Source organism: Bacillus sp. FSL H8-0545, assembly GCF_038006105.1.
GTDB classification, from domain to species: Bacteria; Bacillota; Bacilli; order Bacillales; family Bacillaceae_G; genus Bacillus_A; species Bacillus_A cereus_U.
Genome location: NZ_JBBOUO010000001.1, coordinates 1077792 through 1097534, shown reverse-complemented (window position 1 = coordinate 1097534; position 19743 = coordinate 1077792). Strand labels below are relative to the sequence as shown.

Here is a 19743-nt window from a genome sequence, read left to right as displayed (position 1 = left end):
TTATGTATATGGGAGCTTCACAATTCTTCTTCATATTTTTTAAAAAAATCAGTCGTTTGTCTAACCATTTTATATTTCACATCTTGCAGATGGAATAAAACAGAAGTATCGCATTGATTTAATTGCCTCATTTTCTCGTATTTACGTAACAATTGTTTTCTTCCTCTTTTTTCTTGTGTTGATACGAAAATTTTAACAGGTACACAAGACGGAAGAAGTGCAAATGATTTCTTATTTATTTTTGATTCTAATTCTTCTTCTTTGGAATCATACGCCAAACTTAATTCCTTCACTAATCTTTTGTAAAAAAACTTATGCTCTTTCTCAAACTCCACATATTCTGGTAAATCTAAACACGGATTTAACATAACGACAGAACGTATACATTCAGGGTATTTGTTCATCATCTCAAGTGCTACAAGTGCTCCCATACCATCTGCCATAATATGCATTTTCGTATTCAATGTCTCTTTTCTTAGAACGACATCATACAAACGTTTTGCTAGACGAACAGCTCGGTCGTTCCCCCAATGCCTTCCGTATAAGTTAGACGAAAAGACTGTGTAACCTTTTTCAATAAGGCCCTGTAAAAAATAAGCTCTCCCTGCATGCTGTGTCCATAAACTTGTACCATTCTCAATAAAATAGTTATAATCTCCTAGGAGCATAACAGAAAATCCATTTGGCTTTTCCGGTAAATAAATTACACATGGTTCTTTTTCTAAGTAAAAAAAACGTTCTGTAATACTCATTTTTCCCCCGCCTTATTTTCTAAACGTATAAAAGTACTCTTTTATAATGTATGAACAGAATGCAAATTTGCGTTGAAAAATCTACAAATATTTTTCTATATTCTTTTTTCAATTGTGTTACAATAAGGACAGATTGAACGAATAGAGGTGTAAAATATGCGTTTCATTTGGGCATTAATTTGGTCGTTCGCGCTTGTACATATGATGAGCTACGTAATCGGCTCTATGACTGGCGGTACATACGATTTTAACCAAGCGTCTATTTTCTCAGTTGTTCTTGCGGTATTAGTATTAGCGATTGCAGCTGCGATTCCAAACGAGCCAGTAGAACAACACTAAAAAGAGTCCGGATTTTATCCGAACTCTTTTTTTACTTTACATGAACGACTAATTCGTTATTTTCAACATCGACCACTACGTGACTATTGTCCGTAATCGTTCCTGCAATTAATTCTCTCGCTAATTTCGTTTCAACTTGACGCTGTACGTATCGTTTTAACGGACGAGCTCCGTACATCGGATCGAACCCAGCTTCTACAACAAATTCTTTTGCAGATTCCGTCAATTCTAATGATATGTGGCGATCTGCTAAACGCCCTTGTAATTCTTGTACAATCTTATCAACAATACCTTTAATTTCATTCCTTGTAAGAGGTTTAAATAAAATAATTTCATCGACACGGTTTAAAAATTCTGGTCGGAAATGTCCTCTTAATTGTCCCATTACAAGTTCTCTTGACTCTTCTTTAATAGAACCATCTTCTTCTAGCCCTTCTAATAAGTGAGCCGATCCAATATTTGAAGTCATAATAATAACTGTGTTTTTAAAGTCTACTGTACGTCCTTGTGAATCTGTAATGCGTCCATCGTCTAACATTTGTAATAAAATGTTGAATACTTCTGGATGTGCTTTTTCGATTTCATCTAACAAAATAACAGAATACGGTTTACGTCTTACTGCTTCTGTTAATTGTCCGCCTTCTTCATATCCAACATATCCAGGAGGCGCACCAATTAAGCGTGACACTGCGTGTTTCTCCATATACTCAGACATATCGATACGAATCATTTGCTCTTCACTGTCAAATAACGTTTGTGCTAACGTTTTTGCAAGCTCAGTTTTACCAACACCTGTAGGGCCTAAGAAAATGAATGAACCAATTGGACGATTCGGATCTTTAATGCCAGCGCGAGCACGAAGAACTGCGTCTGATACAAGGCTTACCGCTTCCTCTTGACCGATAACACGCTCTGATAAAATTTGTTCAAGACGTAATAATTTCTCACGTTCACCTTCAACGAGTTTTGCGACAGGAATACCAGTCCACCTTGAAACAATGTCTGCAATTTCTTCTTCACTTACTTCCTCGCGTAATAAACGATTCTCTTGTTTATTATGTGCACCCATCTCTTCCGCTTCTTTTAACTCTTTTTCGATAGCTGGAATTTTCCCGTGGCGAAGCTCAGCTGCTTTATTTAAATCGTAATTTCCTTCTGCTTCTTCTAACTCACGGCGCAAACGCTCTAAATGTTCACGTAAGTCACGCACTTTATGAATGTCTTCTTTTTCTTTCTCCCATTTCGCTCTCATACTACTTGCAACTTCTTTTAAATCCGATAATTCACGTTGCAATGTTTTTAGGCGCTCTTGACTACCTAAGTCCTTTTCTTTCCCAAGAGCAGCTTCTTCAATTTCCAGCTGCATAATGCGGCGCGTTACTTCATCTAATTCTGTTGGCATAGAATCAATTTCTGTTCGAATTGTTGCACAAGCTTCATCAACAAGATCAATTGCTTTATCGGGCAAAAAACGATCTGAAATATATCGATCTGATAAAACAGATGCTGCTACAATCGCGCGGTCATGAATATTTACACCGTGATAAATTTCAAAACGCTCTTTTAAACCACGTAAAATGGAAATTGTATCCTCAACAGTTGGCTCTTCTGCTAATACTTGTTGGAAACGTCTTTCTAATGCTGGATCTTTCTCAATATATTTACGGTATTCATCTAATGTCGTTGCCCCGATACAATGCAGTTCACCACGTGCTAGCATTGGTTTTAACATATTTCCTGCATCCATCGCTCCTTCTGTTTTACCAGCGCCTACGATTGTATGAAGTTCATCAATGAATAATAAAATGCGACCTTCACTCTTTTTAATTTCATTTAATACAGCTTGCAGGCGCTCTTCAAACTCACCGCGGAATTTCGCTCCGGCCACAAGTGCACTCATATCTAAAGCGAAAATTGTTCTATCTTTTAATCCTTCTGGGACATCTTTTTTCACAATACGCTGTGCTAATCCTTCAACAATTGCTGTTTTACCAACACCTGGTTCCCCGATTAAAACAGGGTTATTTTTCGTTTTACGTGAAAGAATGCGGATCACACGGCGAATTTCACTATCTCGGCCAATTACAGGATCAATTTTCCCTGCTCTTACTTCCGCCACTAAATCACGACCATATTTTTCTAACGCTTCATAAGTTGCTTCTGGATTTTGACTAGTCACTCTTTGATTCCCCCGAACTGTCATTAAAGACTGTAATAAGTTATCTTTCGTAATATGAAATTTTGTAAATAATTGATTTATATCGCCTTTTTCTTCAGAAAAAGCAAGTAATACATGTTCGACTGAAATATAGTCATCTTGCAATTTCTCCGCTTCTTTTCCCGCTTTTACAAGCAGTTGTTGCAAAGCACCTGTTACATATAATTTCCCTGCCTCTGCCCCGCTTCCAGTTACAGAAGGCTTTTTCTTAATTAAACTTTCTACACCTTGCTTTAACGCTTCTATATCGACATTCATTTTTTGAAAAATACGTACTGTTAATCCGTCTTGCTGCTCTAATAACGTAAGCAATAGATGAACAGTATCTACTTCTTGATGATGATGAGATACCGCTAAAGATTGAGCACTCATAATCGCTTCCTGAGTTTTCGTTGTCATTTGATTTAAGTCCATCTTTACAGCCCTCCAAATGTTTGACTTTCTTTGACCTTTGATTTGATTATACGCCAACTGACTTTTTTATACAATAATTTTGCTTATGTAGCTCAAACTTATTATTGGAAAAAGAAAAAAGTAACATTCATTTTCCTAATCAAAAAAAGCCGCAATAACGATTGCGGCTTCTGTTACGGTTTTCTTTTATATGTCCACTGACGGTTATGATTTGCGTTCTCTGGAAACCTTTCCCCTGCAGTTAATTTCACCATTTGTGGATCTTTCACCATACTTCCCGTTTCACCAATTTCTACGTAAATGCCATCATTTGGCGCCTTTTGCCCTGAACGAAACCTGCGATTTTGTCCCATTTCCATTCTCCTTCCATGACGTCTTGCCTCATTAGTATATCCATTTTAAAAGAAAGATTTTCTGTCATGTTTAGGAAACAGTACTACCGTTTATCCATGTACATATATATAATTACACAACCTTAAGCAGGAATTATTGGTATATTTGTTGAAAAAAAAGAAACCAACCTAAGTTTAGGCCAGTTCCAAAGGAGAGTCAAACATATACGAGAAGATTACATGTTCATTATAAGTCGCATCATTCAAACAATGTAACCCTTTTCACAAATTGTACATAATGAAAGAAACATTGTTTGAACTTTCTAAAAAGATATTGACTTTTCCCTGATTTCCAATGAGAAATAGTAGACACCACAGCGCTTCGCGACGTAAGATGGATATATAGTGAAACTTTCATCTACAGTAGTTTCACCCAGTCTAACCTCTTATTTCTGCATATTAAAAACGGAAATACAGATAGAAACAAAAAAATTATTATAAGAGGTGAAATTATGAATAAACAACATTTAATCGCATTAGACTTAGACGGAACTTTATTAACAGACAACAAAATAATTTCTCCAAGAACGAAAAACACAATTGCAAAAGCAAAAGAACAAGGACATATTGTTGTTATTTCAACAGGGCGTCCATTCCGCGCTAGTTACGATTATTATAAAGAGCTTAGCCTTAACACACCAATCGTAAACTTTAATGGAGCTTACGTGCATCACCCTCTTGATTCAAGTTGGGGAACACATCACTCTCCTCTTGAACTTTCAACAGCGCAAGAAATCGTCCGAGCTTGCTTTGATTTCGGCGTGAAAAATGTCTATGCTGAAGTCATCGATGATGTGTATGTCCGTGAAATTGATGAAGATAAAAAACATATTTTTGAATTCGGTTCTCCTAAGATTTTCACAGGAGATTTATTAAATACTTTAAACGACCATCCAACTTGCTTATTAATCGATGCACATGACGAGCATTCTGCTGCAATTCGCCAACATTTAACAGATATGCATGCTGAAGTCATCGACCATAGAAAATGGGGTGCACCTTGGCCAATTATTGAAATTGTAAAAAGCGGATTAAATAAAGCTGTCGGATTACAAAAAATTTCAGGCCATTATAATATTCCTAAAGAGCGAATTATCGCTTTTGGTGATGAGGATAACGACTTTGAAATGATCGAATTTGCTGGTCATGGAATCGCAATGGGTAATGCAATTCCTGAATTAAAATCACTCGCAAATCATACGACATTAACGAATGAAGAAGATGGTATCGCTCTATATTTAGAAGAGGTTCTTGGATTGTAATCTAAAAATTCCCTGCTTATAGTTTCTCGCCAAACGCTCATACTATTATTAGACGCAAAAGTCAGCGCGTCAATTGTTTTCAGCTAAATAAAGGGGGTTTTTCGAATGGGTAAAAAGAACAAATCAAAACGTTTTATCCAGCAAGGAGCCGATGCTGTTATGAAGCATGATGCAAGATTCCCGTACAGAGGTACATTAGCTGAGGCAGAAAAAGCGAGAAGTAACTCTTCGTTTGGAGGGGTTTAATGGGAAACTTACTATTCCAACAAGCTAGAGACGCTGTTTCAAGTGCCGTTTCTTGTTCAAGTGGCGCTGAACAACAGGAACTCGTTTATAGAGCAAAAAACTCTTTGCACTCTGCTTATGCAAACTCTTCAACTGCTGAAAAAGTTCAGCTACGTGAAATGCAGGAGCAATTGCAAAACATTACGAATTCGCACTAAAAAAGAGGACCAGCTTTGGTCCTCTTTAATCTTTTCGAAATAACCCAAACACTCCGACCGTTTGCAGTATATTTGTAAATGCACCTGGGTCCACTTGTTTAATAACCCTCTCTAATTCGTACAGCTCGTAACGAGTAATAACAATCATTAACATTTCTTTATTTTCATTTGTATAAGCACCTGTTGCTGGTATAGTTGTAATCCCTCTCACTAAGCGAGAGTGAATCGCTTTTCGCACATCTGCCCCGTTCTTTGTAACAATTAATGCCGTAATCTTCACATGACGGGTATGAATCGCATCAATAATTCTCGTTGATATATACAAAGTGACTAAAGTATATAATGCTTTTTCCCATCCATACACATAGCCAGCAGCGATAATGATAAGTGCATTAAAGAAGAAAAAATACGTGCCGATAGGCTTATCTTTTATCTTTGATAAAATCATGGCGATAATATCTAGGCCACCTGTAGAAGCACCCCACTTTAAAGCAACTCCTACCCCAATCGCTGAAATAATACCACCAAAAATCGCATTCAATATAATATCATTCGAAACCGCTCTAACTGGGATAATTTCTAAAAACAAAGTCATAAATATAACACAGAGAAAACTAAAAAACGTAAAAGCCTTTCCAACCTTTTTCCACGCTAAAATAACGACGGGAATATTAAATAAACTAAACAATACACCCGTAGATATATGAATGGATAAAAAGTCACCTAATACTTGCGATAATAATTGAGACAATCCAGCAAAGCCACTCGCATATACTTTCGCTGGTGTTAAAAATAAATTCATCCCAATCGCATTTAATAAACCTGCAATAATCACAACGACTAACTTCTTAATAAGTTCAGTATAATTCAGCTTCAAATCCATTTCTAATCCACCTTTAGTATTCATGAATGCACCGCTATACATAGTCTTTACGAAAAAGGAAATGATAAACATACAACGTTTAGAAATGGAGTTGATACATATGCCACACACGAGCGATAACGACAAAAAAGCACGCGACAATAATGCAAAGCGTACTCAAAAAAATGAACAAGAGCAAAAAAATATTCAGCAAGGAAAACGTGCATATTCTAAGAAAACCGATCACCTTTGATTACATCGTACATCAACGTTAATGTTGATGTACTTTTTTTACATTTTACAGGGAAAAAACATTAAAAATTCACTTCATGTTCACTTCTATATTCTACAATAGCGATAACATATTCGGATGAGGTGTTAGCATGAAAGGAAAAAGTACATTCATTATCACTGCACTAATAAGTATATTAATGCTATCTGCTTGCGGACAAAAAAATGACTCGGCCACAATCGCTACAACAACAAACTCAACCATTACGAAGAGCGATTTCGAAAAACAATTGAAAGATCGATATGGAAAAGACATGCTATACGAAATGGTAGCACAAGATGTTATTACTAAAAAATATAAAGTATCTAATGATGCAGTAGATAAAGAAGTAGAAAAAGCAAAAGATCAATATGGAGAACAATTCAAAGCAACACTAGAAAATAATCGTTTAAAAGATGAAGAAGATTTCAAAAATCAAATTAGATTCAAACTTTCATTAAATGAAGCGATTAAACAAAGCGTTACAGAAAAAGATGTGAAAGACCACTATAAACCAGAAATTAAAGCTAGTCACATTTTAGTAAGTGACGAAAATGAAGCGAAAGAAATAAAGAAGAAATTAGATACCGGCACTTCATTTGAAGAATTAGCGAAACAAGAGTCTCAAGATATATTATCAAAAGATAATGGCGGAGACCTCGGATACTTCGGGGCAGGCAAAATGACACCTGAATTTGAAAAAGCTGCCTACAAATTAAAGGTTGGACAAATTAGCAATCCCGTTAAATCACCAAACGGCTATCACATTATTAAACTAACTGATAAAAAAGATTTAAAACCTTACGATAAAGTGAAAGACTCTATACGTAAAGACTTAGAAGAAGAACGTATTGCCGACCCTTCCTTCGGTCAAAAATTATTACAAGATGAATTAAAGAAGGCGAATATTAAAATAAACGATAATGATTTGAAAGATACATTTTCTCATCTTTTTGGGAAAGGGAACTAAAAAACGAGAGTACAAAATTTTTAAACAGTATGCATGATGAGATGATAAATGAAATTATATCGGCGATTTTTCAAATATATCAATTTACGGACAAAAAATGACAACATAAAGAAGTAGGCTGTTCAAGCAGCCTACTTCTTTTATTCTTTCATTAATACTTTCAGCTTTTTCTTCAGACTTTTATAATGCCAATTGATGTGATCTAGTTCTATCTCTACTTCAATTAATATATCTATTAAGCCGTCTTTATTTTGCTGAACGCAAAAAGAACTATCCCTCCCTTAATAAACTTAAAGAAAAGATAGTTCTTTTTAATCCAATTTATTTTTTAAAGTAAGTCCAGCCTTCTTCTTGGTAAATCTTTTCTTCTTTCATCAGTTTACCAAGTGCACGCTTAAAGGCAGCTTTACTCATATTGAAACGTTCTTTAATGTCTTCTGGGTTGCTCTTATCCCAAAACGGCATCGCTCCGCCTCGTTCTTCCATATATGCATAAAGTACTGCTGCATCATCTTCCATTCCTTCTTCTTTACGAGGAAGAAGTGAAATGTTAATTGTACCGTCATCTTTTACGTCAATGATACGGCCTGTTACGCGCTCACCGATGCGGACTTGTTCTTTTCTTTCTGTATGGTGTAAGAAAGCACGGAAATGCTCGTCAGTTAGTATGAATGAACCAACTTGAAGTGAGCGATACACACGTCCATTTACGTTTTTATTACGCATAGATGGCGTTGCATCTACGATAATTTCTTGCATATCACTGTCTCTTGCCGGAAGAGCAATTAAACGATCACGATTCGTTAATTTTAACGTACAATATAATTCGTCGCCTTCTTGAGGCCAAACTGGCATATAAATTGGAAACTCATCAAGTGGAATTAGTATATCTTTTGATACACCAATATCAACAAACACACCTAAACTAGGAATAACTTCTACAACCTTTACCCAATTCCAATCATGTGTTGTAATAATTGGTTCCTTCATTGTTGCTGAAATACGATTTTGGTGATCAAGGTATAAGAATACATCAATCGTATTGCCTTCTTCAATTTCTCCAGCTAATTCGTTTTTATGTAGGAAGATTTCTTCCTCTTCGTTTCCAACCATATATCCGATTTCCGTTTCGCGTAAAACAGTTACCTGTTCAATCGATCCTAATTGCAAATACATATTTTTTAATTCCCTTCTATATATATAAAGTTATCTTTTTTATCATTCCAAACAAAAGTTAATTATAACACGATTTTTCCTTTATTTGTCCAACTGCCCAAAATTCACTATAATTAAATAAAGACTTTATCTATAGGACTATATTACCCTACGGATGATCCGTCAAAACACTTAAGTTGCAACACTCTATCTAATCGATGTATTTTCCGCTATACTTTAATATGTATATTACATAGCCTATTTAGGTGCATTAAAAGATAGAAATTTATTTGGAGGTGCTAACTATGGCAAAAGAGAGTTCTTTTGACATCGTTTCGAAAGTAGAATTACCTGAAGTAACAAACGCAATTAACATCGCATTAAAGGAAATCCAAAACCGATATGACTTTAAAGGTAGTAAAAGTGATATTAAATTAGAAAAAGAAGTACTTGTTTTAACTTCTGATGACGAGTTCAAATTAGACCAAGTAAAAGACGTTCTAATTTCTAAACTTGTAAAACGTAACGTTCCAATTAAAAACTTGGACTACGGAAAAGTTGAAACTGCATCTGGTAACACTGTTCGCCAACGTGCAACTCTGCAACAAGGTATCGATAAAGATAACGCGAAAAAAATCAACAACATCATTAAAGAAATGAAATTAAAAGTGAAAACACAAGTTCAAGATGACCAAGTACGCGTAACAGCGAAAAGCCGTGATGACTTACAAGCAGTAATCGCAGCCGTTCGCAGCGTTGATTTGCCAATCGACGTACAGTTCATTAACTATCGCTAAAAAGAAACCTCCTCTATTCAGAGGAGGTTTTCTACTTATTAAGAGCAAAAGAGAGCCCCTTCATTTCCGCCTCTTTTTAACCGCAATTAAAAAAGCAATAAATAATACGTTCACACCGACTATTAAGGAGATAAATAACCAATTCACACCTGTTTCTTCGCTAACTTTATACACATTCGACTCTTCGCGCTTTAAAACAAGATAAAATTTTCCGTTTTCTTCTCTTATAATTTCGTCTTCTAACAATCCTCTTAACTCTTGTTTTTCACCAATTGTACTTACAGGTAAGGAAACCTTTTGCGTTTCTTTCGTATTATTAATCGCTACTAGTGTTACTTCATCTTTATACTTTCGTTTTAATATACTCATTCCATCTTTATCATATAGAAGTTCAAACGTACCACGTCGTAAAGATGTTCTCGTTTGTCTAAGTTCACCTAGCTTCGTTATGTGCTGCATAAACTTTTCATCCGATTTAAAATCCATTAATCGTCTATTATCTGGAGCATCCCCCCCATCTAATGCGATTTCAGTTCCGTAATAAAAATTCGGTATCCCCGGGGATGTTAATAAGTAAGTGATCGCTAGTTTTAAACGAGACGGCGGGTAATACATGTTTTCTTTTGCAATACGCGCAAATCGCTTTGTTTCTTGATTATCTAAAAACGTAGCGAATTCCTCTTCTTTTCCGCTCACATCATATAAAGGTTTCACAGACATATCTACTTTTGAAAATGACTCTACTATTTTTTTATAGTACTCATTATCTTCCTTTGTCATAATGCGAAAATCTTTCTTTACCTTCTGCAAATCCTTTTGCACTTCATCCCAAAAAGTACGCGGCTTTTTTTCACTATGTATCACATAACTTCCGTCTAAATCGACTTCTTTTATCCACCATTTCATCGAGTCTATTAATTGTTGTTCATTTTCTTCATACGGAAATTGAAAGACAACTTTCATTCCTTTTTGATGAGCCTCATTTACAAGTTCTTTCACATCATTTTCTGTTCCGAAATGTTCATTTACTTTTTGAAAGTTTCGAACGCCTAATCCATCATACTTTTCACTTTCAAAAAGCGGAGAAAGCATAATAGTAGTAAATCCCATTTCTTTTATGTAGTCCAATCTTTTTATAATCCCTCTTATATCTCCGCCCTGATACCCTTCTAAATTACCAACGTCTAACTGTTTGTCATTTTTCGGTTCTCCGTTATTGAAGCGATCAATCATAATGGAATATATAACTTCATCTCGCCATTCCCTTTTTTCTTCCGCAAAAGTATGTACTGGTACAAACAAAATAACAGCTAAACAAAAACAAATGAATAGTTCCTTAGTCCATATTTTTTTCACACGCATCCCCCAAACTTCCAATTGTAAGAATATTATACCAATTTTTAGAGCAAATCGCATACGTTGATTTTATCCCGCATTAACGGGCAGTAAGACTCCCACCTCGAAATTCGGCGAGTGCGAGGAAGTTAGGTGGGAGATAACAGCCCGTAAAAGCCCGATTGGTTCAGCTAATAATCAGTGGGGGATGGACAAAACCCCCACTGATTAAAGTTTCATTTTACCCCTCCAAAATACATCATGTTAGGTTTTCTAACATTACATAAAAAGTTTTCTGAATTTTTAGTTGATTTTTCTTTTTATTTCGAATATGATATGAAACATAACGAATAGATGTTATATTTCCTAACATCATAGGAGGAGAGAGAATGAATACGGGAGATACAGTTTTTATTTTTGTAACGACAGTAATGGTTATGTTGATGACACCAGGATTGGCACTTTTTTATGGAGGTATGGTTCGCAGTAAAAACGTACTCAGCACGACCATGCACAGTTATAGCGCAATGGCTATCGTTTCGATTCAATGGATTGTTATCGGTTATTCTTTATCATTCGGACCAGATTGGCACGGACTTATCGGCAATCTCGATTGGTTCGGTTTAAACGGAGTTACCTACGCACCAAACCCAGACTACTCATCTACTATTCCTCACAATTTATTTATGATGTTCCAACTCATGTTCGCTATTTTAACTCCCGCTTTAATTTCAGGTGCATTCGCTGAAAGAATGCGATTTTCTGCCTTTCTTATTTTTATCCTTCTTTGGACAACAATCGTTTACAATCCTGTCGCTCATTGGGTATGGGGCGTTGGTGGATGGCTGAGAGAACTCGGCGCGTTAGACTTCGCTGGTGGTAATGTCGTTCATATCACATCTGGCGTTGCCGGTCTTGTATTAGCTATTTTCCTTGGAAAACGAAAAAACATAAGCGGTACCTCTCCTCATCATTTACCATTTACAATGTTAGGCGCAGGCTTACTCTGGTTCGGCTGGTTCGGTTTTAACGTCGGTAGTGCATTATCTTTAAATGACGTAGCTTTAACTGCATTTATTAATACAAATATAGCCGCCGCTGCCTCAGCTCTAACTTGGATGCTTTCTGAATGGTTCTTTCAATCAAAACCGACTGCGATGGGAGCTGCTTGCGGGGTTGTTTCTGGTTTAGTCGCAATTACGCCGGCTTGTGGATTCGTTACACCTTTCTCCGCTCTTCTTATCGGAGCAATTGGCGGTATATTATGCTTCGGCGCTGTCTTCTTCTTAAAAAACAAATTCGGATACGATGATACACTTGATGCCTTTGGATGTCACGGCATCGGAGGAACTTGGGGCGGTATCGCAACCGGACTATTTGCAACTACTACTGTAAACGGTGATGGCGCTAACGGATTATTTTACGGAAACGCCACTCTCCTTTTCAAACAACTTGTAGCAATCGGCGCAACATATGCATTCACGATCATAATGACGTACGCCATCATTAAAACCATTAACTTCTTCCTCCCTGTTCGCGTCGATGAGCACGAAGAACAAATGGGGCTTGATATTTCGATGCACGGGGAGAAAGCTTATGAGTATACAGAGCGAATGAACTAAAAAAGAGATGCAATCTACTACTGATAGATTGCATCTCTTTTTATCGTACTTGTTGGCTGTATACCCCGACCTGTATCAATATAAATATATCAGCGATTCTTCGGATATATCGACGATTTTTTAAATATATCGATCGTTTCTTTCAATATATCAACATTTCGACACAACATATCGATTTACCAACAAATGTCGACATGACAAAAGCGAAGAATACCCCCTAACGCTACAAGTAAAATAAAAAAGACGACCGAAATTCAGTCGTCTTTCCCTATTTATTTCGGAGCATTTCCTACATATTGCGTAATATCAACATTTAATGCCTGCGCTAAACGCATGCCGTACTCTTGATCTGCACGGAAGAAGTTACAAACAGCTAATAATTTCGTACGTTCATTTACGTCTTTTAGATCATTTGTTAAGTTTGCAATTAAGTTATCTTGCTCTTCTTTAGAGAATGAACGGTAACGCTCACCCGCTTGTTTGAAGTCATTTGGTTTCTCAATTTTTTCACGAGATACGTAGCCTTCTACTTTCATAGTTGAATCGCGGTAAGTTGGATCTTCAACTGGATTTTCAGTATGACGGCTCGGTTCGTAGTTTATTGTAGATGGGTTTTGATCCACTTGCATCGCACCATCACGTTGTTGGTTACGAACAGCTGCGTACGGGCAGTTTACAGGAATTTGTAAATAGTTTGCACCAAGGCGATAACGCTGCGTATCTGGGTAAGAGAATAAACGTCCTTGTAATAATTTATCTTCAGATGGTTCAATACCATTTACAGTTGCACTTGGCGTGAACGCCGCTTGTTCTACTTCCGCAAAGAAGTTTTTCGGGTTACGATTTAACGTCATTGTCCCTACTTCTATTAACGGGAAGCGATCTTCTGGCCATACTTTCGTTGGATCTAGTGGATCGAAATCTAAAGAGTCCGTTTCATCTAGTTGCATTACTTGTACGTGTAAATCCCATTTTGGGTAGTTTCCTTTTTCGATTGCATCGAATAAGTCACGAGTTGCATGATTGAAGTCTTTACCTTGCACTTGCTCGACTTCTTTTGCACTTAAGTTACGCACACCTTGCTGTGGTTTCCAATGATATTTAATGTAAACGATTTTACCTTCTGCATTAATCCATTTAAATGAATGTACGCCGAAACCTTCCATTTCACGGTAGTTTGCCGGTGTACCATAATCAGAAAATACCCATGTCATCATATGTGTAGATTCTGGAGTTAACGTCATGAAATCCCAGTAACGATCTGGTGTTTGAACATTTGTATCAGGTGCTGGCTTTAAAGAATGCACCATGTCGGGGAATTTAATGGCATCACGAATGAAGAAAACAGGTAAATGGTTACCTACGATATCGTAGTTTCCTTCTTCTGTATAAAATTTAACAGCGAACCCGCGCGGATCACGAGCTGTCTCTGGAGAACCTTGGCCATGAATAACCGTTGAAAAACGAACGAATACAGGTGTTTCAGTTCCTTCATTTTGTAAAAACGCTGCTTTCGTATATTGCTTCATGCTGTTTTTCGTTACGAATACACCGTGAGCACCTGCACCACGCGCATGCACCACGCGCTCTGGAATACGTTCACGATCAAAGTGCGCAAGTTTTTCTACTAAATGATAGTCTTCTAACAATACCGGTCCACGGCGACCAGCTGTACGAGAGTTTTGATTATCTCCAACTGGAGCACCTTGGTTTGTTGTTAAGCGATTATTTGGATTCATCAAGGGGATCCTCCTCTTTCTTTCCTAGTAATTATTATTTATTTAAAATTATTATAAACTAATTATTGTTCAAAACTAAATCCTTGTCAACTATTTCCTTCATTTTTTTGGAAACAATTTCAGCTAAACAATCAATAAATACAGATTGTGCATGCGGCATATTTGGTCTGAAATATGCCGTATTTAATTCATCAGTTACAACTTTACATTCATAATCGGTGTCATATAAAACTTCTAAATCGAGCAATGTGTTTTAAACCTAAGTAACAAAAAAATTCATACTCTATAAACATTTTATTCATTGAATCTGTTAATTTATGCGCCTGCTCTTTCGTTATTTTCGCAAGCGGTGAAATTCCTCCAATTGTTTTATACATTTTGAGCGCTTCTTCAGATGATTTACGCCCGTGACGAATGTGAGTATAATCGACCTCTACATCATCTAATGACTCTGGCGTTCCATACGCCATCACAAGCAAACCTATTTTCTTCTTCGCCCTCTATATAACACCTCAATTTTGGAAATGAGAATCTTTTTCAAGAACATTTGTTTCCAAGTATAACAAGTAATAATAAATACGTCAAAATAACAATTCTAAATAAACATTATTTCTAATATGATTTTTAATTTTATATGACAATTTATTTAATAAAACAGCGACTTACATATATGTTGTAAGCCGCCCTTTCCCCTATTCTTTAATATTTACCCCATACTCTTTAAACCAAACATGAATTTGCGCTAAATGAGCTAAAAGTTGAGGACCTGTCATTAATTGCCCATACCAAGGTTTTTGAAATGCACTGCCGCCAGACTCGATCAATCCGCCCAATTGCTCTTTATCGAACAATTCATGCAAAATTGAGCCTTTATCCGTTAATAAATCTTGTAGCCATACTGTGACTGCTTTCGTATAGTGCGGATTATGCGTTTTCGGATACGGACTTTTCTTTCTATACAATATATCATTTGGAAGTAATCCTTCTAACGCCTTACGCAATAGACCTTTTTCGCGGTTTTTATACATTTTCATTTCCCAAGGAATATTCCACGCATATTCGACAAGTCGGTGGTCCGCAAACGGAACGCGTACTTCTAAGCTTGCCCCCATACTCATACGGTCTTTTCTGTCTAATAATGTTGTCATAAACCATACCATGTTTAAATAAAATAATTGTCGCCTCTTCGCTTCTAATGGGCTTTCTCCCTCTAAAATAGGAACTTCTTGAATCGATTCTTCATAGCGGCGTTGTACATATTGTTGTAAATTTAATTTATTTCTCCACTCTTTCTTTAGAAGTTGTTCACGCGCTTCTGTAGAACGCATCCACGGAAATGCACTTGATTGCAAATCATCTTCTCTATAAAACCACGGATAACCACCGAATATTTCATCTGCACATTCTCCAGATAAACCGACGACAAAATCTTGTTTTATTTCACGGCAAAACCATAATAATGACGAATCAATATCTGCCATACCAGGCAAATCACGAACGAGTACTGCTTCTGTTAAATACTGTGCTAGTTGTTCATTAGAAATGACGCAGCGATGGTGGATTGTTTGAAATGTCTCTGTCATTAAATTAATAAATGGAGCATCTGAATTCGGCTGAAACGCATTCGCTTTAAAGTATTTTTCGTTATCTTCATAGTCAACAGAATACGTGTGTAATTGCCCTTTTCCTGATCTTTCATACTCTTTTGCAGCTATTGCTGTTATAGCACTTGAATCTACACCGCCTGATAAAAAAGTGCATAGTGGTACGTCAGAAACTAATTGTCTCGTAATCGCATCTTGTAATAAAAAACGAGTTTTCTCTACTGTTTCTTCAAATGAATCTTCATGTTTTTTACTTTCCACATTCCAATATCTCCATATGCATAAACCGTCTTTTGAGAACGTCATTGCATGACCCGGGCGCAGTTCTTGAATACCAGCATATATACCGTGACCAGGTGTTCTAGATGGGCCAAGGCCGAATATTTCCGATAATCCTTCTAACGTTACTTCCGCCTTCACATCTGGATGCGCTAGTATCGCTTTTAATTCTGAACCAAATAATAATCGTCCGCTATCATATTTATAAAAAAGCGGTTTTACACCTAATCTATCTCTCGCAATAAAGACTCGTTCATTTTTCTCATCCCATACTGCAAACGCATATATGCCGTTTAAATGATCAACACATTCTTCTTTCCATTCAATATAAGAGGCCAATAGTACTTCTGTATCGGAATGCCCTTTAAATGTATAACCTCTTCTTAATAACTCTTTGCGAATATCTTCTGTATTGTAGAGCTCTCCGTTATAGCAAATCGCATAACTAGTTTCATCTTTCAAACAAGTCATGGGTTGTTTACCACCTTCAGGATCTACAACGATTAACCGTTTATGCCCAAATGCGACGTTCCCTTTAATCCAAACTTTATTATCATCTGGACCGCGTTTCGCTAGCGTTTCCGCCATCTTCGTCACGATGTCCCTTTCCCCTTCTAATGAGCGTTTATAATCCACCCATCCTGTAATCCCGCACATAAAATCATCCTTCCTAATCTAATATCTGTTTCTGAACGTGCAGTAATCCCCACCCTACGAGTGCGGATACATAAAAACAACAAACTTGACGATAACTAACTATCCATATATGGAATAGCAGTTTCACAGTGTAAAGCGTGTTTTATTGTATGCCCATCTCTCTTTAGGTGTGTCTAGTTATAAAGAACGCACGAACTGTCCATAACAAGAATAACTACTTCTATAAAAGGAGAAATGAACTATGGTACAACGCAAACATATTTTGTATAACCAACCGCGCGCTCATACAGTCGGTAATGTAGAATATATAAACAAAGAATGGGTATTCTTTGATGATGAAAATGATGAGGCTTTTCTATTAGAAGATATTGCCGAAGATGGTTTTGAAATTTTATATAACAACAATTGGCTACCAGCTCGTTTTTATGAACAAGACATATTACAAATTGCAAATGAACAACATTCTCTCCAAAACGGGGAAATGATACGAATTCGAAAAAAATTACTTCTTAGCTATAATGAATGGCTTGAGGAGTTACCTGACTCTGTCTTTACATTATTAACCGAATCATTGCAATCGCTTAATTACTCTTTATATGATTGCATGTATTGTCATAATTATTTATCATTCTTACCGAAAGATGAAGCATGCGAAGGAGTAAATATTCTTTTGTTCGATAACGACGAAATGATTTGTACATTGCAACATCATTTCGTACGCCACTCTTCCTCTAATAAAAATATTTTACGATTTACGAAAGTAAACGGAGAAGAGTTGCATCTCGATGCGACATAAAATAAAAAAACCACCTTATCTCCCAAACATTTGAGATCATAAGGTGGTTTTATTTTTAATTAAAATACTTTCCAGCCAATTGGTAATTTCAATCCAAGATAAAATACCGCTACTAGCGCGACAATAAATAATCCCCAAACTGCCCCTGTCGCCTTGTTCTTGCTCATTTTTACAAGAACCATTTCCATACCACCGATAACTAAAATACCCGCTAACATTTTCATGCCGTACCACATGTGCATGCTACCTGTTGCCGTCTTCACAATACTCATGTACAACATGAAACCTGTCACAATAATGATAATGTACATAAGGCGAAGCCCCATATGTACACCTTTACCTTTTCTTCCTGCTGAATAAAGTGAATACGCAACGAAGAATAAAATTAATCCTAACGCCCATGCTGTAATATGCATATGTACCATCGTATCCCTGCCTCCTCTTTTCACACTTTTTCACTCTATATGATAACATGTTCATTTATTTTCAGGAAATGTTTCGCTTTTTTATATTTAAATGATATAATATTTAGAGTATTTACAAACTTCTTGTAATAACAAAAGGGGGAACAATCATGATTCAAACTAAAGATATTATCGAACTTACAGACACATACGGGGCAAATAACTACCATCCACTTCCAATCGTTATTTCTAAAGCAGAAGGCGTTTGGGTAGAAGATCCTGAAGGAAACCGCTATATGGACTTATTAAGTGCATATTCTGCAGTAAACCAAGGTCATCGTCACCCAAAAATCATTAACGCTTTAATTGACCAAGCTAATCGAGTGACGTTAACTTCTCGTGCTTTCCATAGCGATCAATTAGGTCCTTGGTACGAAAAAGTTGCGAAACTAACAAATAAAAATATGGTACTTCCTATGAATACAGGCGCAGAGGCTGTTGAAACTGCAATTAAAACAGCTCGTCGCTGGGCTTACGATGTGAAAAAGGTAGAGGCAAACCGTGCAGAAATCATCGTTTGTGAAGATAACTTCCACGGACGTACAATGGGTGCTGTTTCTATGTCATCAAACGAAGAGTACAAGCGCGGCTTCGGTCCAATGCTTCCTGGCATTATTGTAATTCCTTACGGTGATTTAGAAGCGTTAAAAGCTGCGATTACACCAAATACAGCTGCATTCATTTTAGAGCCAATTCAAGGTGAAGCAGGAATTAACATTCCACCAGCTGGTTTCTTACAAGAAGCTTTTGAAGTATGTAAAAAAGAAAACGTTTTATTCGTAGCAGATGAAATCCAAACAGGCTTAGGCCGTACTGGTAAAGTATTTGCTTGCGACTGGGACAATGTAACTCCTGACATGTACATACTTGGTAAAGCACTTGGCGGCGGCGTATTCCCAATCTCTTGTGTTGCAGCAAACAGCGACATTTTAGGCGTATTCGAGCCAGGTTCTCACGGTTCTACATTCGGTGGTAATCCACTTGCATGTGCTGTTTCTATCGCATCTCTTGAAGTATTAGAAGAAGAAAAATTAACAGAGCGTTCTCTTCAATTAGGAGAAAAACTAGTTGGACAATTAAAAGAAATTGATAACCCAATGATTACTGACATTCGCGGTAAAGGTTTATTCATCGGCATCGAATTAAACGAGCCAGCTCGTCCTTACTGTGAACAACTAAAAGCAGCTGGGCTATTATGTAAAGAAACACACGAAAACGTAATTCGTATTGCACCACCTCTAGTAATCTCTGAAGAAGATTTAGAGTGGGCATTCCAAAAAATTAAAGCTGTACTATCTTAATCATAGTGAGGTTGTCCTAAATATAGGACAACCTCTTTCCTTTTTTAGTAATTTACCGTAAAATAAAATTG

General features: G+C 36.7%; 19 protein-coding genes and 1 pseudogene. 10 read left to right on the top strand and 10 right to left on the bottom strand.

The window, feature by feature from the left end; translation table 11 throughout:
• Window positions 1-17: 17 nt before the first annotated feature.
• A complete protein-coding gene (locus MHI07_RS05785; protein ID WP_002149846.1) occupies window positions 18-752 on the bottom strand; it encodes a hypothetical protein in 735 nt (244 codons plus the stop codon).
• 156 nt (window positions 753-908) lie between these two features.
• Between MHI07_RS05785 and MHI07_RS05780 the strand changes: the two genes are divergently transcribed.
• The gene (locus MHI07_RS05780; protein WP_001211111.1) at window positions 909-1091 is read left to right on the top strand and encodes a YjzD family protein; all 183 of its coding nucleotides are present in this window, start codon (window positions 909-911) and stop codon (window positions 1089-1091) included.
• Between the two features lie 31 nt (window positions 1092-1122).
• Here the strand turns inward: MHI07_RS05780 and clpB are convergent, their stop codons facing one another.
• Window positions 1123-3723, bottom strand: a complete 2601-nt coding sequence (gene clpB / locus MHI07_RS05775) for an ATP-dependent chaperone ClpB (RefSeq protein ID WP_340822475.1) — start codon at window positions 3721-3723, stop codon at window positions 1123-1125.
• A 173-nt stretch (window positions 3724-3896) separates the two neighbouring features.
• Window positions 3897-4076 (bottom strand): YjzC family protein, encoded by a 180-nt coding sequence (locus tag MHI07_RS05770; protein WP_002117000.1) that lies wholly within the window; start codon window positions 4074-4076, stop codon window positions 3897-3899.
• 491 nt (window positions 4077-4567) lie between these two features.
• Between MHI07_RS05770 and MHI07_RS05765 the strand changes: the two genes are divergently transcribed.
• From MHI07_RS05765 to MHI07_RS05755, 3 genes are all read left to right on the top strand, one after another.
• Window positions 4568-5377, top strand: coding sequence for a Cof-type HAD-IIB family hydrolase (locus MHI07_RS05765; RefSeq protein WP_002201383.1), 810 nt, complete (start codon window positions 4568-4570; stop codon window positions 5375-5377).
• A 105-nt stretch (window positions 5378-5482) separates the two neighbouring features.
• On the top strand, window positions 5483-5623 hold the full coding sequence (locus MHI07_RS05760) for a hypothetical protein (RefSeq protein WP_000516816.1): 141 nt from the start codon (window positions 5483-5485) through the stop codon (window positions 5621-5623).
• Entirely contained in the window at window positions 5623-5820 is a 198-nt protein-coding gene (locus tag MHI07_RS05755) for a DUF3813 domain-containing protein (protein WP_002011309.1), read from the top strand. The genes MHI07_RS05760 and MHI07_RS05755 overlap by 1 nt, the downstream gene beginning before the upstream one ends.
• A 25-nt stretch (window positions 5821-5845) precedes the next feature.
• Here the strand turns inward: MHI07_RS05755 and MHI07_RS05750 are convergent, their stop codons facing one another.
• Window positions 5846-6703 carry a YitT family protein gene (locus tag MHI07_RS05750; protein WP_078173322.1) on the bottom strand — a complete coding sequence of 286 codons (858 nt, stop codon included), beginning with the start codon at window positions 6701-6703 and terminating at the stop codon, window positions 5846-5848.
• 100 nt (window positions 6704-6803) lie between these two features.
• Between MHI07_RS05750 and MHI07_RS05745 the strand changes: the two genes are divergently transcribed.
• Both MHI07_RS05745 and prsA read left to right on the top strand, forming a co-directional pair.
• The gene (locus MHI07_RS05745) at window positions 6804-6935 is read left to right on the top strand and encodes a DUF3941 domain-containing protein (RefSeq protein ID WP_001120851.1); all 132 of its coding nucleotides are present in this window, start codon (window positions 6804-6806) and stop codon (window positions 6933-6935) included.
• A 130-nt stretch (window positions 6936-7065) separates the two neighbouring features.
• The gene (prsA, locus tag MHI07_RS05740; RefSeq protein ID WP_215580902.1) at window positions 7066-7923 is read left to right on the top strand and encodes a peptidylprolyl isomerase PrsA; all 858 of its coding nucleotides are present in this window, start codon (window positions 7066-7068) and stop codon (window positions 7921-7923) included.
• A 321-nt stretch (window positions 7924-8244) separates the two neighbouring features.
• Here the strand turns inward: prsA and MHI07_RS05735 are convergent, their stop codons facing one another.
• Window positions 8245-9099, bottom strand: a complete 855-nt coding sequence (locus MHI07_RS05735; RefSeq protein WP_215580900.1) for a CvfB family protein — start codon at window positions 9097-9099, stop codon at window positions 8245-8247.
• A gap of 284 nt (window positions 9100-9383) precedes the next feature.
• Between MHI07_RS05735 and MHI07_RS05730 the strand changes: the two genes are divergently transcribed.
• Window positions 9384-9875, top strand: coding sequence for a YajQ family cyclic di-GMP-binding protein (locus tag MHI07_RS05730; protein ID WP_002030284.1), 492 nt, complete (start codon window positions 9384-9386; stop codon window positions 9873-9875).
• 60 nt (window positions 9876-9935) lie between these two features.
• Here MHI07_RS05730 and MHI07_RS05725 read toward each other — a convergent pair whose 3' ends face one another.
• Window positions 9936-11291, bottom strand: a complete 1356-nt coding sequence (locus MHI07_RS05725; protein WP_340822469.1) for an alpha-amylase family glycosyl hydrolase — start codon at window positions 11289-11291, stop codon at window positions 9936-9938.
• Between the two features lie 308 nt (window positions 11292-11599).
• Here MHI07_RS05725 and MHI07_RS05720 point away from each other — a divergent pair, with 308 nt between their 5' ends.
• Window positions 11600-12832, top strand: a complete 1233-nt coding sequence (locus MHI07_RS05720) for an ammonium transporter (protein WP_340822467.1) — start codon at window positions 11600-11602, stop codon at window positions 12830-12832.
• 272 nt (window positions 12833-13104) lie between these two features.
• Here the strand turns inward: MHI07_RS05720 and katB are convergent, their stop codons facing one another.
• The 3 genes and pseudogenes from katB to asnB form a co-directional block, all read right to left on the bottom strand.
• Entirely contained in the window at window positions 13105-14571 is a 1467-nt protein-coding gene (gene katB / locus MHI07_RS05715; RefSeq protein ID WP_340822464.1) for a catalase KatB, read from the bottom strand.
• 58 nt (window positions 14572-14629) lie between these two features.
• A pseudogene (locus tag MHI07_RS05710) lies at window positions 14630-15041 on the bottom strand (ferrochelatase).
• A gap of 222 nt (window positions 15042-15263) precedes the next feature.
• Window positions 15264-17111 carry an asparagine synthase (glutamine-hydrolyzing) gene (gene asnB, locus MHI07_RS05705; protein ID WP_340822462.1) on the bottom strand — a complete coding sequence of 616 codons (1848 nt, stop codon included), beginning with the start codon at window positions 17109-17111 and terminating at the stop codon, window positions 15264-15266.
• A 241-nt stretch (window positions 17112-17352) separates the two neighbouring features.
• Between asnB and MHI07_RS05700 the strand changes: the two genes are divergently transcribed.
• The gene (locus tag MHI07_RS05700; RefSeq protein ID WP_215580892.1) at window positions 17353-17907 is read left to right on the top strand and encodes a DUF2777 domain-containing protein; all 555 of its coding nucleotides are present in this window, start codon (window positions 17353-17355) and stop codon (window positions 17905-17907) included.
• A gap of 59 nt (window positions 17908-17966) precedes the next feature.
• Here the strand turns inward: MHI07_RS05700 and MHI07_RS05695 are convergent, their stop codons facing one another.
• On the bottom strand, window positions 17967-18332 hold the full coding sequence (locus MHI07_RS05695) for a YisL family protein (protein WP_002201404.1): 366 nt from the start codon (window positions 18330-18332) through the stop codon (window positions 17967-17969).
• A 149-nt stretch (window positions 18333-18481) separates the two neighbouring features.
• Between MHI07_RS05695 and rocD the strand changes: the two genes are divergently transcribed.
• Window positions 18482-19672, top strand: a complete 1191-nt coding sequence (gene rocD, locus MHI07_RS05690) for an ornithine aminotransferase (protein WP_131231853.1) — start codon at window positions 18482-18484, stop codon at window positions 19670-19672.
• The last annotated feature ends 71 nt before the right edge of the window (window positions 19673-19743 follow it).

Bases quoted from the DNA above. Each gene is read 5' to 3' on its own strand.
- rocD (WP_131231853.1), top strand. From the start codon at position 18,482: ATGATTCAAACTAAAGATATTATCGAACTTACAGACACATACGGGGCA.
- MHI07_RS05720 (WP_340822467.1), top strand. From the start codon at position 11,600: ATGAATACGGGAGATACAGTTTTTATTTTTGTAACGACAGTAATGGTT.
- MHI07_RS05750 (WP_078173322.1), bottom strand. From the start codon at position 6,703: ATGGATTTGAAGCTGAATTATACTGAACTTATTAAGAAGTTAGTCGTT.
- MHI07_RS05725 (WP_340822469.1), bottom strand. From the start codon at position 11,291: ATGCGATTTGCTCTAAAAATTGGTATAATATTCTTACAATTGGAAGTT.
- MHI07_RS05745 (WP_001120851.1), top strand. From the start codon at position 6,804: ATGCCACACACGAGCGATAACGACAAAAAAGCACGCGACAATAATGCA.
- MHI07_RS05770 (WP_002117000.1), bottom strand. From the start codon at position 4,076: ATGGGACAAAATCGCAGGTTTCGTTCAGGGCAAAAGGCGCCAAATGAT.
- asnB (WP_340822462.1), bottom strand. From the start codon at position 17,111: ATGTGCGGGATTACAGGATGGGTGGATTATAAACGCTCATTAGAAGGG.
- MHI07_RS05700 (WP_215580892.1), top strand. From the start codon at position 17,353: ATGGTACAACGCAAACATATTTTGTATAACCAACCGCGCGCTCATACA.
- MHI07_RS05780 (WP_001211111.1), top strand. From the start codon at position 909: ATGCGTTTCATTTGGGCATTAATTTGGTCGTTCGCGCTTGTACATATG.
- MHI07_RS05785 (WP_002149846.1), bottom strand. From the start codon at position 752: ATGAGTATTACAGAACGTTTTTTTTACTTAGAAAAAGAACCATGTGTA.
- MHI07_RS05695 (WP_002201404.1), bottom strand. From the start codon at position 18,332: ATGGTACATATGCATATTACAGCATGGGCGTTAGGATTAATTTTATTC.
- clpB (WP_340822475.1), bottom strand. From the start codon at position 3,723: ATGGACTTAAATCAAATGACAACGAAAACTCAGGAAGCGATTATGAGT.
- prsA (WP_215580902.1), top strand. From the start codon at position 7,066: ATGAAAGGAAAAAGTACATTCATTATCACTGCACTAATAAGTATATTA.
- MHI07_RS05730 (WP_002030284.1), top strand. From the start codon at position 9,384: ATGGCAAAAGAGAGTTCTTTTGACATCGTTTCGAAAGTAGAATTACCT.
- katB (WP_340822464.1), bottom strand. From the start codon at position 14,571: ATGAATCCAAATAATCGCTTAACAACAAACCAAGGTGCTCCAGTTGGA.
- MHI07_RS05735 (WP_215580900.1), bottom strand. From the start codon at position 9,099: ATGTATTTGCAATTAGGATCGATTGAACAGGTAACTGTTTTACGCGAA.
- MHI07_RS05765 (WP_002201383.1), top strand. From the start codon at position 4,568: ATGAATAAACAACATTTAATCGCATTAGACTTAGACGGAACTTTATTA.
- MHI07_RS05760 (WP_000516816.1), top strand. From the start codon at position 5,483: ATGGGTAAAAAGAACAAATCAAAACGTTTTATCCAGCAAGGAGCCGAT.
- MHI07_RS05755 (WP_002011309.1), top strand. From the start codon at position 5,623: ATGGGAAACTTACTATTCCAACAAGCTAGAGACGCTGTTTCAAGTGCC.